Below are 17,188 nucleotides of genomic sequence, written 5' to 3'. Positions count from 1 at the left end.
TCCCAAAACTGTGGGACAGCAGTGTGCTGGCGGGTGTTATTTAGTCCCGATGCATAACCTGCCCGGGCGGCATCGACCAACTGACGAAGCAGATCACGCTCCTGCTCCATCAGCTTGATGCTTTCCTGCGCCTGATAGCCCTGCAGCCAAAGGCGGGTAACCGCTTGCCTGACTCTTAAAGCGCGATCCTGGCGTAACAGCGGCTGCTGAGATGACAGCTCCCGATTTCTCTGCGCAGTCAGTGCACGACTGTCCCCACGGGGAAACATCTGCGTCACCGCGACACTTAACTGCGTCATCGGCTCCTGCTGGATATCAAAGGTATCGACCGGGAAATTTCCTGCCGTCAGAGTGACCGAAGGGTCAGGCAATGAACCGCTCGACTGAGCACGGTCAATCAAGGCCTGCTCACGTTGCACACTGCTGGTTTGCCACAGGTCCTGTTCAAGCGCCTGCTCGATAGCCTGATTGAGTGTCAGCTCAGCAGAAAACACCTGACCTGATAACGTCAGCGCGACAAGACCTAACCACCGCGCACTGGATAATTTTAACGACATAACAAAGCGTCTCTGGCTTTCGCCTCTAAAGAGAAAAACTTAAAAAATAGCTATAAATGAGGCGTGCAAACCCGTATTCCGGGCGCACTTATCCTGGGTCAGGCCAGAATGGGTGGGCGGTAGAGAGAATCCGCAACAGAAGGATGATCTTGAGCGACCATCGAAGAGATTGAGCTTGTAATATTGATGACAGGAATCGACACGCTGAGCCCCGTCAGCCCCATAATATGCACAGAGCATTCAGGCATATCACACGTGCCACTGTCGCAGCAGTTATGGCTGTTCGGTTCGGAAGCTTTACTGATGTCATTCCCATGATGCTCATGCATCGAATGGTCATGCGCCATCTACGTACTAACTATGTCGGATGAACCACCATGACCCAGGCTGCACAACGACCCGGCAGCCAACACCGGCTGAGCCAGAATAGCCAGCAACATAAGCAATACACCGGAAAATCGGAAACGTCGCGACATCAGCACTCTGAAGAAACCATATAAGACACTCATAGGTTAAATCTCCAGGCGCGCGGCGTCAATTTTCCCCACGTTACCCCACGCAACCCCACGCAAATTCCACGGAATCTGATTCAGATGAAGAGGCCAGTATGGTAACCTCCTGCCACATTGAATTCATACAGGGATGTATGCACTCGAAGAATACAGCGGACTCACGCTGTAAGACCTCTGACGTGCCTCCCTGACATGGGAGAACCACCAATAATGTACATCCGCGCCATCAGCAGAGCCGCCCTACTCTGCAGTACCATCCTGTCCTTTAACGCCATAGCTGCTGGCGATCGCGCCGACTATGACCTCGACGACGACGGCCTGATCGAAATTAACGACCTTGCCGACCTGAACGAAATCCGTAATCACCTTGATGGCGCAGCCCTGTATGGTGACAGCACAGGCTGCCCGGAAGAGGGTTGTAATGGCTTTGAGCTAACGACGGATCTGGACTTCGATACCAACGGCGATGGCCAGATGAATGAACAGGACACTTACTGGAATGATGGTCAGGGCTGGGGGCCGATAGGCTCGTCTTCTTCAAACGCCTTCACAGGCGACTTTCATGGTAACGGCCATCAGATACGCAACCTCTACATCAATAGAACCAGTAGTACTGCTGGGCTATTTGGTTACATCGAAGGCACGTCCACCCGTCCCTCCACAATAACCAAATTAGCCATTACCGGTCTAATGACATCCATTACCGGTCGCTATCATGCCGGCGCACTCGCTGCCCGCGTTAATTATGCTGAGATTGATCGCGTTTTTATCACCGGTCGTATCAGATCCCAAGCGTATACTGGCGGCCTCGCGGGCACAATCTCCGACAGCACTGTGAGTAATGTATTCTCCAGTGCTGCTCTCCTACGAGGCAATTATCAAGGTGGCCTGATCGGTTACCTCGATGACAGCGAGCTCTCCAATAGCATTGCGACAGGATATGTTGAAAACGGTTACGGTCTATTGGGCTACAACTATCCGAATAACAGCGAGTCCTTATACTGGGCAACCGACACTAGTGGCCAGGAAACAAGCCGAGGCTCTAACGCCTCCTACTTTGGTGCACGATTGAGTGAACTTCAATGTCCAACATCCTCAGACAACGACACCTGTGCCGTTACCGGCACCTTATTCGAAAGTTGGAACAGTGAGGTATGGAACTTTGGAACTAGTCAGCAACTACCCGGACTGATAATGGGTGATCGTGTTTACCGTGACAGCGACGGAGATGGCGCCCTGGACGAAGACGATGCTTACTCAGACACGTTTGCGGCGTCAATGGATACCGATAGCGATGGCTCCCCTGATCGCTTTACTCTTGGCTGCGATATCAACTGCCGTATTAATAGTGGCATGATTTTCGACGCGTTCCCATCCTCCGACGCGGCATATCTGGATGCCGACCTGGATGGTCTGGTCGATGAGTGGGCCGACGGCTGTGACACAGCCTGCCAGATTAGCAGCAGCTTAACCTTCGATGATTTTCCAAGTGATCGTGATAACGACGGCGTCAGCGACGCTATCGATACCGATGATAATAATGACGGCGTCACTAATGCCGATGCCGACTCTGACGGCCTGATCGATATTGCTTCGCTAGAAGAACTTAATGCAGTCCGATTCGGGCTCGATGGCTCAGGGCAAGTAATGGTCGACGAAGGACTCTGGGATAACTCAGGTTGCCCGATCATACTTTGGGAAGGTATTGCGCAGCAGCGCTGCCACGGATACGAATTGGTTGCTGATCTGGATTTTGATACCAATGGCGATGGCAAGATGAATGAGCTGGATACCTACTGGAACGATGGTAAAGGGTGGATACCGATTAGCGGCGGTCGCGGGTTCTCTGGCCACTTCAACGGTAATGGTCATCTGATAGATAATTTGTATATTAACCAGCCGGGAAACGCCGGATTGTTTAGAGAGATAGCAGGCAATGACCATTTTCCCCCTCGAATTACTAAAATCGCCATAAACGGGAGAGTCCAAGTTACGTATGGGGTAGGTGGATTATTGGCTGCTGGAATAAATAAGGCTGAAATTGACCGAGTGTTCCTAACCGGGAGTATCGAAGTAAATAAGTCCTTTCGTTATAGTGGCGGACTTGCAGCCAATATTACAGAAACTCGGATCAGCAATGTATTCTCAAGCGTCGCCATCAACGACAATGTATACCGCCCGAATTTGGGAGGTGGACTAATCGGAGAGAGTTACAGTAGCAACCTTTCAAATAGCCTGACGACGGGGTATGTTGAAAACGGGTATGGCCTGCTGGGCATCGACACTCAGAACAACTACGAATCCCTTTTCTGGGCGACCGACACTAGTCGCCAGGAAACGAGTCCAGGTTCTAATGCCTCATACTTTGGTGCACTCCTGAGTGAGCTTCAGTGCCCGACTTCTCCCAACAATAGCACCTGCACTAATAACGGCACATTATACGCAAGCTGGAGCAGTGATGTATGGGATTTTGGAACGGGCCTGCAGCTACCCGGACTGATCATGGGGGATCATGTTTACCGTGACAGCGACGGCGATGGCTCTCGGGACGAGAGTGATGCCTTTCCATATAACTTTTCCGCTTCCATGGACCTAGATAGTGATGGAGCAGCAGACCGGTGGACAACTGGTTGCGACGCAGTATGCAGAGAGCAGTCAGGATTAACTTACGACGCCTTCCCAGCTTCAGCTGCTGCATCGCAAGATGCCGATAATGATGGTCTGGTCGATAAATGGGCCGACGGCTGTGACACAATCTGCCAGACCAACAGCGGTTTATCCTATGATGATTATCCAAATGATCGTGATAACGACGGCATCACCGATGCGGTCGACACCGACGATAATAACGACGGCATCATTGACGCCGATGCTGACTCTGATGGCCTGATAGACGTCGCTTCATTAGAAGAGTTAAACGCCATACGATTTTCTCTTGATGGAATAGGTCAACGATTTGATGAATACCAAGGTATAGACAGCACGGGATGTCCAGGTCTCATCCGGGAGGGTTCGATGGAGCAGCGTTGCGCCGGATATGAACTGACCTCTGATCTGGATTTTGATACCAATAGCGATGGTCAGATTAATGAGCTGGATGCCTACTGGAATGATGGTGAGGGCTGGGAGCCGATTGGCTCTTCCGACTTTGGTGAATTTCGTGCCAAGTTTGACGGTAATGGCCACCAAATACGCAACCTTTACGTGGACAGAACCGGTGATGCAGGACTATTTGGTCATGTCGAAGGTACTAAAGCCCTGCCTGCCGAAATCAGTCGTATAGCTATGACTGGCTTCATGACATCGGTAACCGGCAGCAATCAAGCAGGCGTACTCGCAGCCAATGTAGGCTATGCCAAGCTTAACAACATATTCGTCTTAGGCAGTGTTAGAACCTCCAAGCACGCTGGCGGCATCGCAGGTGCGGTATATGATAGTACCGTCAATAATGTATTCTCCAGCGCTGCCATTCTAGCAGAAAGCAAATACGATGTAGGGGGCCTGATTGGCCGACTTAGCGACAGCAACCTCTCTGAAGGCCTTTCGGCAGGGTACGTTGAAAGCGATAGCGGTGGCGGTCTGCTGGGCTATAGTGTTGGTTCCAACAATAATAACGCGTTCTTATATTGGGCAACAGACGCCAGCACCCGATCAAATAGTGCAGGCAGCAGAAGTGAATACTTCGGTGCCTTGCTTAGCGAGCTTCAATGTCCAACCTCTCCCAACAATTTCACCTGCACCGACAAAGGTACACTCTACGAAAACTGGGATAGTGAGGTGTGGGATTTCGGTTCAGACCGACAACTTCCGGGGCTCATCATGAACGGTGTTGTTTATCGCGACAGTAATGGCGACGGCACACTGGATGTGAATCTTAATGCTCCTAGCGTAGCTTTAATTCTAACTCAGGCAGGTAGAGAGGAAGCGGCCATCCTTGAGGGTATGGGCGATGTTACTATTGAGGTTATTATCTCCGATGAAGACACCTCAGATCGTCATTATGTCGAGTGGTCGTCCGACGATATTAACCTGGCTGACTCCTATGAGTTAGGTAACAGCATCACCTTCAGCTCTGATGGTTTGGTTGCAGGGGACTACACAATTTCAGCTACTGTGACTGATAACGGCATTCCGAAACTCAGTGACTCGGCAGAGATGACGATCCGGGTGCTTTCAAACGTGGACCCTGCGCCTGCAGCCTCTTCTGGCGGTGGCGGTTCTGGAGGCGGTGCCATATTCTGGTTGCTGGCCCTGCTCTCTGCACCTCTGCTGACAGGGCGTGTCAGAGCCTGATTTGGCACAATCGACTGTTTAATCCAATCACGGGGAATGAGAATATCATTCCCCGTTTTTTATTTTCCGGAGACTGTTCATGTCATTGCCCGATTCTTTGCGACCCGGCCTCAAATTACCCGTGGTGGTTGCCCCTATGTTTCTGGCCTCTGGCCCTAGCCTGGTCACTGAGTGCTGCAAAGCCGGTGTGATTGGTACGTTTCCGGCATTAAACCAGCGCTCAAGCGAAGGCCTGGATCAGTGGCTGACCGAAATCCGCGCGGATCTCGATGCTCACGCAGAGCAAACCGGTGAACCCGCCGCAGCGTTTGGAGTTAATCTGGTCGTACACAAAAGTAACGCCCGCCTGCAGCAGGATCTGGAAATCATTGTTAAGCACAAGGTGCCTCTGGTAATCACCTCCCTTGGGGCAGTTCAGGATGTTGTGGATGCCGTACACAGTTACGGCGGCGTCGTTTTCCATGATGTCGTGAATACCCGCTTCGCGCGCAAAGCTGCCTCGGTTGGCGTGGACGGTTTAATAGCTGTCTGTGGTGGCGCCGGAGGCCATGCCGGTGACTGGAATCCGTTTGCGCTGATTAATGAGCTGAAGCAGTTCTTTGATAAAACGATTCTGCTGGCGGGTAGCCTGAGTACCGGGCGTGACGTCGCCACAGCCAGGATGATGGGCGCTGATATGGCCTACATGGGTACCCGTTTTATAGGCACTCAGGAATGCCAGGTGCAGCCTGAATACAAAGAAATGCTGACCACCAGCAGCGCTGGCGACATTGTTTATACACCGAAGATTTCGGGCGTGAATGCTTCTTTCCTGAAGCCTTCACTGGACGCCCACGATATTGACCTCGCCACGCATCAGAAACCCGATCATGTCGATTTTGGTGCAGAACTGGATACAGAAAAAATGGCTCAGGCCACCAGCGCTAAGCCATGGAAAGATCTATGGTCAGCGGGTCATGGGGTTGGCAGCATCGCTGACGTACCGACAACTGCCGAGCTGGTTAAGCGCCTGAAAGCCGAATACCAGAACGCCGTTTCTTCTTTCACTGGAGACTTCTGATGAGCCATTCCTACTCTACCCTCGACTGGAGCGTCAACGATCACGTTCTGACACTGACTCTTAACCGTCCTGAGCAGATGAACGCCTTCACGGTTGAAATGTGCAACGAGCTGATTCATGCAATTGATCGCGCCAGTGCGGACGATGATGTCCGAGCCATCATTGTCACCGGCGCAGGTAAGGCTTTCTGTGCAGGTATGGATCTGTCAAAAGAAGGGAACGTCTTCGGACTGGATGAATCCCAGCAGCCGACACTCAGTGACCTGAATGAGCGCTTCAGCGACAAAGAGATCGTCGAGGGTGTGCGCGATACCGGTGGTCGAGTTGCTTTGGCGATTTTCCGCTGCACTAAACCAGTTATTGCGGCGATCAACGGTGCCGCAGTAGGAATTGGCGCAACCATGACCTGTGCCATGGATATTCGTCTCGCCTGTGAGCATACTCGTATCGGTTTCGTGTTCAGTAAGGTCGGTATCGTGCCAGAGGCCTGCTCCAGTTGGTTCTTACCGCGGATTGTCGGCATTTCGAAAGCACTCGAATGGACGATGACGGCCGATATTTTTAAGGCAGATGAGGCCAAAGATGCAGGCTTTGTCAGCAAAGTCGTTCCCGCCGACGAACTGTTGCAGGAAGCCCGGCGCCTCGCAGCCAGCATAGCTCAGCGCTCTGCTGTATCTGTGGCCATGATTCGCCAGATGATGTACCGCAACAGTGCGATGACTCATCCGGCAGAAGCACATAAGATTGAGTCGCTCGGAATGTTCTACACCAGCCTGAAAGACGGCAAAGAAGGTGTGGCGAGCTTCTTAGAAAAACGCCCGTCCGACTTTCAGGGCCGTGTCAGCACTGATATGCCAGATGTCTATCCCTGGTGGGATGACGTTGAATCATCAGACTGACCTCACAAGGCCGCCTTGTGTAACCGACAGGCAGTAACATTTTTACTGAGCTGTCGGTCAATAGCCTGTGATAGCGTCGGATAAGTATCGAACACCTCTGACAGGGAGGATTAACGATGAAAACAGGCATTATCCTTCTCGCTGCGGGTCGTAGTTCCCGTTTTGGCAGTGACAAACGATGCGCCCCCTGGCCGGGTCAGACATGTATGCTGAAAGCCAGTATTGAAAACGCCCTTCAGTCTGGTCTGCCATGTTATGTCGTACTGCATGAAGGCGATCAATCCATACTTGACCACTGTATCGACGATGGCGCTGAAGCCGGCGTATGCCCGGATGCCGCCCGCGGTATCGGTGACAGCATTGCTTTTGGCGTGCACGCAAATCAGGACTGGGATGGCTGGATCATTGCCCGAGCCGATATGCCGTGGATCACGGCCGAAACCTACCGGGTTCTCGCGTCCCACCTCGAAGACCACGATTGTGCCCGCCCTATTGATGAATATGGTCAGCCCGGATATCCAACCGGCTTCAGAAAAGAACACGCCTTCGAACTGATGCAGTTGCACGGTCACAGGACAGAAGCGCGCCTGATACCAGACGCCCCCTACGTTAATGTGATGATCGGAGACTCTATGATTCACTCTGACGTTAATCGCCCGGAAGATCTTCCTTACCCGGCCTGATTCCTCAAATACAAAAAAGCCCGGATTGCGTATGCAAACCGGGCTTTCTCTAAACCGCTCCAATAAGAAGCGCCTGACTTATGATCAGTTGGCGTTTTCGATCAGATAGTTCTCATAGTCTTTACGCAGGTCAATTTTCAGCAACTTACCGGTCGCGGTATGAGGCAGAGACTCTACGAAAATAACGGCATCGGGCATCCACCATTTAGCGATCTTACCTTCGAGATATTCAAGCACACTGGCCTCATCAACGTCGGCACCTTCATTTTTGATCGCCAGTAAGATCGGACGCTCATCCCACTTGGGATGACGAGCACCGATCACACAGCATTCTGCCAAATCCGGGTGGCCTACCGCTGTATTTTCAAGGTCAATCGAGCTGATCCACTCACCACCAGACTTAATAACGTCCTTAGAGCGGTCAACGATGTTCATATAGCTGTCAGGGTCGATCGTCGCCACATCGCCGGTATCAAACCAGCCGTCTTCAAAACTGGAGGTATCGTCGTTGTTGTAATAGCCGTTCACCACCCATGGCCCACGAATCATCAGGCGACCGTATGTCTCACCGTCATGCGGCAGGCGATTACCTTCGTCATCAATAATCTTGATTTCGATACCAAAGATAGGGCGGCCCTGCTTACGCTGAAGCTGGTACTGCTCTTCTTTAGGCAGTTTCGCCATGATCGGGTTCATCGCATTGATCGTCCCGATCGGGCTGGTTTCGGTCATCCCCCAGGCATGAATCAGGAAGGCATCGTGCTTCTGATCAAAGTCTTTAATCATCTGCAGAGGCGCGGCAGCACCACCAACAATCACGTTCTTCACTGATTCCAGTTTCTTACCAATGCTGTCCATATGATTCAGCAGCATCAGCCATACCGTCGGAACACCTAACAGCAGATCAGGCTCTTCTGCTTCGATCAGCTCCCACAGAGAAGCGCCATCCATCCCTGGCCCCGGGAATACCTGCTTGGCCCCAGTAATACATGCAGAGTACGGCGTGCCCCAGGCGTTCACATGGAACATAGGAACAACCGGCAGGAAGCATGAACTGGATGACAGGCCCATCACCTCTTCACCGACGGAAGCAAACGCGTGCAGGCAGGTTGAGCGGTGTGAATAGAGAACGCCTTTCGGGTTACCCGTGGTACCTGAGGTGTAGCACATGCTGGCACCTTTGGTTTCAGGAAACTCAGGCCATTCAAATTCGTCGGATTCTGCCGCCAGCAGCGTTTCATAACAAAGCGCATTAGGTAGCTTGGTCTCCGGCATTTTGTCTTCATCACACAAAATGATGAAGCCTTCGACGTTACCGATATGTGGAAGGATCGCCTCGAGTAGTGGCACGAAGGTCAGGTCGACAAAAATGTAGCGGTCTTCAGCATGATTGATGATGTACACCAACTGCTCGGCGAACAAGCGCGGGTTAATGGTGTGCAGTACCGCACCAAAGCCAGAAATACCGTAATACAACTCGAAATGGCGATAGTTGTTCCACGCCAGTGTGGCTACACGATCGCTGTCCTGAATATCAAGACGGGTCAGCAGGTTAGCCACTTTACGGGCACGGCTGGCAGCGTCTTTCATGGTGTAACGGTGAATATCACCTTCACAGCGACGACTCACAATTTCAGTATTCGGGTAGGTCGCTTCCGCATGCTGCAACAATGTTGATACCAGCAGTGGGCGATCCATCATCAGACCTTGCATAGGAGTTCTCCAGAGGTGTTTATTTTTGTGCCTGTTACGATAGGTAGGTCGTTTACGAATGACAAGGTGGTTTGTGTCCAAATATAGAGGTCAGGGTGTAGCTGACCATAAAAAAGGCCGCTCGTCGGCGGCCTTTATGTGACTAAGCTTCAAGTTTGGTCAATTAACTGGCCGCTTTCAGCTTGTCTTTTTCTTTCTGCAGTTTCATGTCCTGCTCTTCACGGTAGAACTCGGTTTTCCAACGCTCGATCAGATCCATATTGTCGTGGTCCCATGGGTGGAAACCTTTCTTGAACCAGTCCAGGTAGTTTTTGGTTACACCAGTAAACATACCCTTCTTACCGGTCATGAAACGCCAGAAGCCTTTGAATTCCTTCCAGGACGGCATTTTACGCTGCCACCACAGCAGTTTGATGGTGTACCAGCCGATGCGGTGGAAGAAAAACAGCGTGGCATACACCTGACACCAGCGCAGGTATTTCTGATCACCTTCGGTGCTCATAAAGGTGTCAAAGGCGACAGACTTATGCTCAATCTCTTCAACTGCATGCCAGTAGAGCAGGTCCTGCACTGACGGAGCCAGATTCTCTAAGGTCTCTGGGTAAGTCAGCAGATGCTCAGCAAGAATCGCAGTGAGGTGCTCCATGCAGACAGTCATCGCCAGGCGGAACTTATCAGAGCGATTAACTACGTGCTTCTGGATGTAGTTGCCCAGGTCTTTGTCGAGCGCAACCGCGTCGAAGCCAAGCTCGCGCAGGGCTTCATTCACGCGCTCATGCTGACGGCTATGATGTCCTTCCTGACCAATAAAACCGCGGATTTCTTCCTTCAGCTTTGGGCTTTTGATCTTGTCGCGATACTGACGGACAGAAGCGATAAACTCGCCCTCACCCGCAGGAAAGGTGGACGACAATGCGGCAAAAAATGCAGAAAGTAATGCGTTATTGTCGAAGAAATAAGGCGTATCCAGTTGCTCGAACGGCATCGACATGTGCCGTGGCTTAATGGCCGGATGATCTGCAGTTGCTGTCATAGTGTCCTCCTGTCAGAACAGGTTTAAGTCATCTGTTGTTGTGTTTTATTTATAGTCACCCGAGACGCATACCGGCAACAGGTTGAAAGCAAACAATCTCCGGTGAAAAAAAATACCGCTTTAGGTCATAATGTGTGGCAAATAACTGACAGGCTGATCAACTATGCCAACGATCTGGGTCGATGCCGACGCCACGCCAAAAGCCGTTCGAGAGATCATCTGTAAGGCGGCTATACGCACCGAAATGACCACACGTTTTGTCGCCAACCACAGGGTTCCGGTGACGCCGCACCCGTGCATTACTTCACATCAGGTGGAGCCGGGCTTCGATGTCGCAGATAACTACATCGCGCAGGAAGCGGTCGCTGGCGACCTGCTGATTACCCAGGATATTCCTCTCGCTGCCGAGGTTATGGAAAACAAAGTCGACGTCATCAACAACCGGGGCGAGACCTATAACCCGCAGACAATCCGGCAAAAGCTGCAAATGCGTGACTTTATGGAAACCCTGCGCTCTTCGGGCGTCCAGAGTGGCGGGCCTGCGGCGTTTTCAGACAAAGATAAGCAAACCTTTGCCAACTCTCTGGACCGCTGGCTGGCGCGCGCAAAACGGGCATCCACATGAAAATAGCAGTTCTGGGCGCGGGAGCAATCGGTTGCTATCTCGGTGCCGTATTGAGCAAACACCATGAAGTTACCCTGATCGGGCGTGAGCGACTGATCAATGCATTCAACCGTGCCGGACATATGGCGCTGAGCGATTATCAGGAAAGGGACTGCCAATACTCAAATCTGACCGTCACGGATTCGACAGATGCTCTGGCCTCTGCGGACCTCATTCTGCTCACAGTAAAATGTCTGGCAGTCCACGAAGCTGCCCAGCAACTTCAGGCATTTGCAGCGAAGACAACGCCCGTCATCAGCCTGCAGAACGGCATCGGCAGCGACGACATGCTGCGGCAGCTGAGGAACCCGGTCATCCGCGGCATCGTCGGCTTCAATGTCGCCCCCATGGACAACTGTCGGTTTCATCGTGGAACCGAAGGCGATGTTTACTGCGAAGAGCTGATTGATAGCACTATCGCGATGCAACTCGATAGCGCCTTTCATGACATGGGGTTCCGGCTACACACGACCTCAGGCTTCGAGGCATTACAGTGGGCAAAATTACAGCTGAACCTCAATAATGCGATTAACGCAGTGAGTAACCTGCCACTGAAGCAGGAGCTTGAAACCCGAAGCTACCGGACCATTCTCAGCCTGGCGATGAGCGAGTTAATAGAAGTCACCAAACAAGAACAGCTGACGCTGCCGAAATTAACCAAACTGCCTGCACGATGGATTCCTGTCCTCCTGAAGGCTCCTGATTCATGGTTTAAGAAACTCGCCTCTTCAATGCTCGCGATTGATCCTCAGGCGAGATCGTCAATGTGGGAAGATCTTAACAACCAACGAACAACTGAAATTGACTACATTAATGGCGCAGTCGTCAGAGCCGCTCACGCACTGGGGCTGCAAGCACCTGCCAATTTGACACTTGTTGAGTTAATTAAAGATATCGAAGAAGGTCGGCGAACGCCTGGAATTCCGAGTGATGATATTCTAAAAGAAATAAAAAAGCGGCGCTGAATCAGCGCCGCAAAGAGCAGGCTTCGATCGGTCTGTAAGACCCGCCTACCGTATGACTAACTTTTCATCAGGCAACCGCTTCTGCTTTTTTCGCTTTCGCCGCAGTCACCTTATTGCCTTTCGTTGCCGCGTCCACTTTTACCCAATCATAGTGAGAGGTGACGACACTCTTGTTACGCTTCCAGAACTCCAGCGTTGAGTAAGGCCAGAGAACAAAGTTTTTACCATCAGATTGCTGGTACCAGCTGGAACAGCCTGAAGTCCATACAGATCCTTTAATGCGCTCCTGAATCTCTTCGTTGAACTCATCCTGTGCGGTTTTCTTCACGTTCAGGTAATCAACGCCACGATTCTTCGCTTCTTTCATACATTCAAGAATGTAGTGAACCTGCGCTTCAATCATGAAAATGATGGAGTTGTGACCCAGACCAGAGTTTGGTCCGACCAGTTCAAACATGTTCGGGTAACCTGTCACTGTATTCCCCAGGTACGCTTCAGCGCCGTCTTTCCAGTCTTCCAGAATGTCGTGGCCCGGCAGACCTTTCAGATTGAATTTATCCATATATCCGCGAGGATCTACGATAAACCCAGTGCCCAGAATAATGGTATCGCACTCACGTTCTACGCCATTTTTATCAACGATAGAGTTCTCTCGAATTTCGCTGATGCCATCGGTAACCAGGCCAACATTTTTACGGTTAAAAGTTTTATACCACTTGTTCGAAATCAGGATACGCTTACAACCAATGGTGTAATCCGGCGTGAGTTTCGCACGTACTTCCGGGTCTTTAACCTGAAGGTTAATAAAGCGCTTCGCAAAGAACTCCACGGCTTTTGCAATGGCTGGGTTAAAAATCGGCCAGACACGCATTTCATTCGTGAAGTACAGACGTGAACGATACAAGCGACGCAGCGATGGAAACTTATTAAATACCCATTTACTGGCCTTACTATATGGGCGCTCGTCACGAGGAATAACCCAGGCCGCCGTGCGCTGATATACATCAATCTGTTCTACATCCGGAGCGATCTCAGGCACGTATTGAATTGCACTACCGCCGGTACCGATCGACGCGACCTTTTTACCTTTCAGATCATAGTCATGGTCCCACTGTGCCGAATGCATGACCTTGCCCTTAAACTTATCCAGCCCTGGGATATTGGGAATCTGAGGAACATGCAAAGGGCCTGTTGCCAGCACAAAGTAGCGACACTGAACCGTCTGACCATCTGCGGTGCCTACCGTCCAGATCGCTGACTTTTCGTCAAATTCAGCACTGTTCACTTCCAGCCCGAAACGGATATTCGGACGCACGTTATATTCTGCTACAGTATCGAGAATATATTGCTGAATCTCATTCCAAGGCGCGTAGCGCTTAGTCCAGTCAGACTTATTAGTGAAAGAGTATGAATACAGGTGCGACTGAACATCACAGGCGCAGCCCGGATACGAATTATCGCGCCATGTACCACCCACTTCGGTGGACTTCTCGATAATGATGTAATCGTTAAGGCCTTTCTTCTGCATACCAATGCCCATCGCCAGGCCGCCAAGACCTGCGCCGATGATGACTGTATCTGTATACTTCGGCAGAGTGTTGTTCATTTCTTTCATTGTTTTCTGCTCCGTCGCGTTATTATGTTGTGTACTTTAGCCGGGGCAGTCAGCGCTCAAACATGTCAGGAATTTCCTGCTAATTAACAATTTCGGCCACCATGACCCTAAGATCGATACTTGCGCTCAGCTTTACCGCCGAGCAGATACATAAGAAATACGGCATAGACCCCGCGCCAGCTCTGGCTCGTAACGGTATTAACCCAGATCAGATTGATGCCTCGGCGGTGATTTCGCAGGCAGATGAACTGGCTGTGCTTTCTGACCTTTATGTTGATCTACGTCATGATCCGCTGGCAGCAATGAAGCTTTCGAGCACGTTTGGCATCGCCGCCTACGGTGCTTTTGCGATGATGTTGATGAGCTGCAGCACAGTAAAAGAAGGCATTGAGCTGGGTATCAAGTATCAGGAATTGAGCTATCTGTTCAGCCGACTCGACTTTGAAGTCAGCGGCGATCAGGCTGCACTGGTACTGCATCCCTATCATGTTCCCGAAGAACTGCACCGCTTTATTATCGATCGAGATGTCGCTGGCACCTTTCAGTTTCTCAGCATGATGCAGACCATGCTCGGCCAGCAGAAAATGCAGAAACTGATCTCTGTGCCTTATCCAGAGCCATTTGAAGCTGACTTCTATCGGGATACGTTCGCCTGCCCGGTCGAATTCGGGACCGATGTCGCACGTTTCGTCTTTGACGCGGCACTTCTGGATCAGCCTCTGCCCAATGCTAACCCAACGGCCCTCAGCCTTTACCAGCAGCAATGCGACGAACTGCTGAAACAGCGCCGCCAGCCAGAAACGAACAATCTCAGCGACCGCGTTCAAAAGTATCTGGGAATGTTCCGGGAGGGCTATCCTTCTATCAATGAATGCGCCGATACCTTCAGCACCAGTGAGCGCAGTTTCAGGCGGCAGCTCAAAGAAGAGGGAACGACGTTCCAGCAGTTGCTCGAATCTGTACGTTCAGAGAAAGCGTGCCGTTTACTGGATACCACCGAAGACAGCATCGAAGTGATCGCAGGAAAGTTAGGCTACACCGAGGCGGCGGCCTTTATCCGGGCATTTAAAAAGTGGCACAGCATGACGCCTGCCCAATACCGAAAACGAGAGTCCTGAGTAAACCTCAATCGTCTCCGAAGAGGCCACGCAGAGCATCCCGCTCATCAGCACTGACGGCGCTTTCAGAAGGTTGAGGACGTTTGCTAACCACCTGATTGCGCCCGCCTCTTTTTGCCTCATACATACATTCATCGGCATTCTCGATCAGGCTCTCTGCTGTCTTTGCGCTGTTATCCGCAACAGCAACACCAATACTGGCAGTGACCTGAAGGTCGGTTTCATCAAGAGGTATAACGGTTTCCCGCAAAGCGTTAAGGCAACGCTCAGCCACCTGACGCGCCAACATGAGTTCGGTGGAGGGCAGAATCACGGCGAATTCCTCGCCACCATAGCGGCAACAGATGTCGAGTTTACGGGTCTGATCCTGTAGCAGCTGAGCAACCGTCTGGAGCACCTGATTGCCACTCTCGTGCCCCCAAGTGTCATTGATGTTCTTAAAGTGATCGAGATCGACCATGATCAGCGCCGTCGTCATGCCGGTCCGGCGGGTTCGTTCCAGCTCGTGTTCAAGACTTTTTCGGAAATGGCGGACGTTAAACAGTCCGGTAAGCGGATCAGTCACAACCTGCTTGCGCAGTATCGTTACTTCATCGAACAGAATGCAATGCGATTCACCGACCGGGCAGTGGAGTTTCTCAACGAACATATCCTCTGGAGACATACGGGTACAACACTTCCCTGCGGCTGATCAAAAAGGCGATATACGTCTGAAGTATAGCCCAGCTACAGAAATCTGCTCTGCTACTGGTATTATCTGCTGACACTCCGGACGATAGCTATGAAAGAACAGAATTCAGACACCCAGAAAGATCGGAATTTTGACGATCTCGCCGAACGTTTCAGCCGAACCATTTATGCTACTCCGCGGGGTCAGCTTCGCCTGATGGCGCTGGAACAGGACTTCAGCGACTGCGAGGTCGATATCGCAGGCAAGCAGGTTCTTGATATCGGCGGAGGCCAGGGGCAGTTCAGTCTTTCGCTTGCTAAACAGGGTGCGGATATCAGCCTCTGCGATATCTCTGAAGAAATGCTGCGTCTGGCTAATGACCTCTTCGCAGCAGAGAAACAACAGCTAACCACTCGCCCAGGGCGCCTTCAGGACGTTGAATCGCTCTTTCCCGGGCAATTCGACATCGTTCTCAATCATGCCGTTCTGGAGTGGCTGGAGCACCCTTTTGAGGCCCTGCCAGTGCTTGCTAGCAAAGTAAAACCTGGAGGCTGGCTGTCGCTGATGTTTTACAACCTGCATGGCCATCAATGGCGCCAGATTATGAACGGCCGGACGCACGCGCCTGAATCCGCCAACCCCAGGCTGCGGAAAGAAGGGAATGCCCCTCAGCACCCACTGAACCCGGATGACATTGAGTCCGCGATAACTGACCTTGGATTCGAACTGCTTCGTTGGCGCGGTATCCGCTGTGTGCATGATCATATGCATCAGAAAATCCGCGAGCGTATTGGTCAGGATGCCGTCAACCGCTCAGACCTCGAAACCGGGCTCAAAGAGCCTCACCGGCGGCTCGGGCGCTACGTGCACTTCTTACTTCGGAAAGCTCAATGAAGAAGCTACTGGTCAGTGCCTGCCTGCTCGGCGAGCCACTACGTTATGACGGTGATGACAACGCTGGCAAAGTCTCGCACCTGAAAACTCTGCTCGACCAATGGATGGAAGAAGGACGTCTTGTTCCTGTGTGCCCTGAGACACTGGGGGGCCTGCCCACTCCACGACCGCCTGCTGAAGCAGAGCAAGGCGGAGGAAGCGCCGTGCTCGCTGGCACAGCGAAAGTGCATACCTATGAAGGTGACGACGTCACACAGGCCTTTATCCATGGTGCAGAGAAAGCGCTCGCTACGGCACAACGCTATCAATGCCAGGGAGCCCTGCTAGCAGCCAGATCACCTTCATGCGGTGTCAGCGAAATCTATGACGGCAGCCATACCAGAACCCTGATCGCCGGCGACGGCGTAACCACTGCGTTATTGAAACAGCATAATATTGTCTGCTTTACGCCGGATATGGCGGATGAACTGATTCAATGGATGAATCAGGATTAAAGAAATCTGTTGTTCAAA

The 17,188-nt window shown here is 51.7% G+C and carries 15 protein-coding genes; 9 read left to right on the top strand and 6 right to left on the bottom strand.

Going from position 1 to position 17,188, the window contains the following annotated elements:
- Both B2067_RS01555 and B2067_RS01550 read right to left on the bottom strand, forming a co-directional pair.
- On the bottom strand, nucleotides 1–557 hold a 557-nt coding region (locus B2067_RS01555), incomplete at its 3' end, for a TolC family protein (protein ID WP_301378245.1).
- 98 nt (nucleotides 558–655) lie between these two features.
- Nucleotides 656–805: a hypothetical protein gene (locus B2067_RS01550; protein ID WP_301181709.1), complete on the bottom strand. Its 150-nt coding sequence runs from the start codon at nucleotides 803–805 to the stop codon at nucleotides 656–658.
- 474 nt (nucleotides 806–1,279) lie between these two features.
- Here B2067_RS01550 and B2067_RS01545 point away from each other — a divergent pair, with 474 nt between their 5' ends.
- The 4 genes from B2067_RS01545 to B2067_RS01530 all read left to right on the top strand — a co-directional run bounded on the left by B2067_RS01545 (nucleotide 1,280) and on the right by B2067_RS01530 (nucleotide 8,004).
- Complete coding sequence (locus tag B2067_RS01545) at nucleotides 1,280–5,362, top strand: hypothetical protein (RefSeq protein WP_301378244.1); 4,083 nt, start codon at nucleotides 1,280–1,282, stop codon at nucleotides 5,360–5,362.
- A 79-nt stretch (nucleotides 5,363–5,441) separates the two neighbouring features.
- Entirely contained in the window at nucleotides 5,442–6,422 is a 981-nt protein-coding gene (locus B2067_RS01540) for an NAD(P)H-dependent flavin oxidoreductase (RefSeq protein ID WP_301378243.1), read from the top strand.
- The gene (locus tag B2067_RS01535; RefSeq protein WP_301378242.1) at nucleotides 6,422–7,321 is read left to right on the top strand and encodes a crotonase/enoyl-CoA hydratase family protein; all 900 of its coding nucleotides are present in this window, start codon (nucleotides 6,422–6,424) and stop codon (nucleotides 7,319–7,321) included. The genes B2067_RS01540 and B2067_RS01535 overlap by 1 nt, the downstream gene beginning before the upstream one ends.
- Before the next feature lie 116 nt (nucleotides 7,322–7,437).
- On the top strand, nucleotides 7,438–8,004 hold the full coding sequence (locus B2067_RS01530) for a nucleotidyltransferase family protein (protein ID WP_301378241.1): 567 nt from the start codon (nucleotides 7,438–7,440) through the stop codon (nucleotides 8,002–8,004).
- A gap of 84 nt (nucleotides 8,005–8,088) precedes the next feature.
- Here the strand turns inward: B2067_RS01530 and B2067_RS01525 are convergent, their stop codons facing one another.
- Both B2067_RS01525 and B2067_RS01520 read right to left on the bottom strand, forming a co-directional pair.
- Nucleotides 8,089–9,717: a long-chain-fatty-acid--CoA ligase gene (locus B2067_RS01525; protein WP_301378240.1), complete on the bottom strand. Its 1,629-nt coding sequence runs from the start codon at nucleotides 9,715–9,717 to the stop codon at nucleotides 8,089–8,091.
- A gap of 163 nt (nucleotides 9,718–9,880) precedes the next feature.
- Entirely contained in the window at nucleotides 9,881–10,750 is an 870-nt protein-coding gene (locus B2067_RS01520) for a metal-dependent hydrolase (protein ID WP_301378239.1), read from the bottom strand.
- A 163-nt stretch (nucleotides 10,751–10,913) separates the two neighbouring features.
- Between B2067_RS01520 and B2067_RS01515 the strand changes: the two genes are divergently transcribed.
- Entirely contained in the window at nucleotides 10,914–11,375 is a 462-nt protein-coding gene (locus B2067_RS01515; RefSeq protein ID WP_076515550.1) for a YaiI/YqxD family protein, read from the top strand.
- Nucleotides 11,372–12,379, top strand: a complete 1,008-nt coding sequence (locus tag B2067_RS01510; RefSeq protein WP_301387253.1) for a 2-dehydropantoate 2-reductase — start codon at nucleotides 11,372–11,374, stop codon at nucleotides 12,377–12,379. The genes B2067_RS01515 and B2067_RS01510 overlap by 4 nt, the downstream gene beginning before the upstream one ends.
- 67 nt (nucleotides 12,380–12,446) lie before the next feature.
- Here B2067_RS01510 and B2067_RS01505 read toward each other — a convergent pair whose 3' ends face one another.
- Nucleotides 12,447–13,994 carry a flavin-containing monooxygenase gene (locus B2067_RS01505; protein WP_301387252.1) on the bottom strand — a complete coding sequence of 516 codons (1,548 nt, stop codon included), beginning with the start codon at nucleotides 13,992–13,994 and terminating at the stop codon, nucleotides 12,447–12,449.
- A 101-nt stretch (nucleotides 13,995–14,095) separates the two neighbouring features.
- Between B2067_RS01505 and B2067_RS01500 the strand changes: the two genes are divergently transcribed.
- Entirely contained in the window at nucleotides 14,096–15,112 is a 1,017-nt protein-coding gene (locus tag B2067_RS01500) for an AraC family transcriptional regulator (protein ID WP_301378236.1), read from the top strand.
- A gap of 7 nt (nucleotides 15,113–15,119) precedes the next feature.
- On the opposite strand, the gene B2067_RS01495 is transcribed toward B2067_RS01500, so the two are convergent.
- Nucleotides 15,120–15,776, bottom strand: a complete 657-nt coding sequence (locus B2067_RS01495) for a GGDEF domain-containing protein (protein WP_301378235.1) — start codon at nucleotides 15,774–15,776, stop codon at nucleotides 15,120–15,122.
- A gap of 117 nt (nucleotides 15,777–15,893) precedes the next feature.
- On the opposite strand from B2067_RS01495, the gene B2067_RS01490 reads away from it, so the two are divergent.
- Both B2067_RS01490 and B2067_RS01485 read left to right on the top strand, forming a co-directional pair.
- On the top strand, nucleotides 15,894–16,676 hold the full coding sequence (locus B2067_RS01490) for a methyltransferase domain-containing protein (RefSeq protein WP_301387251.1): 783 nt from the start codon (nucleotides 15,894–15,896) through the stop codon (nucleotides 16,674–16,676).
- A complete protein-coding gene (locus B2067_RS01485) occupies nucleotides 16,673–17,170 on the top strand; it encodes a DUF523 domain-containing protein (protein ID WP_301378233.1) in 498 nt (165 codons plus the stop codon). The genes B2067_RS01490 and B2067_RS01485 overlap by 4 nt, the downstream gene beginning before the upstream one ends.
- Nucleotides 17,171–17,188 lie beyond the last annotated feature (18 nt).

The organism is Thalassolituus sp. UBA2590, assembly GCF_002339775.1.
Classification (GTDB): domain Bacteria; phylum Pseudomonadota; class Gammaproteobacteria; order Pseudomonadales; family Oceanobacteraceae; genus Thalassolituus.
The sequence above is the reverse complement of the archived record's forward strand: the minus strand, read 5'-3'. Positions and strand labels throughout refer to the sequence as shown.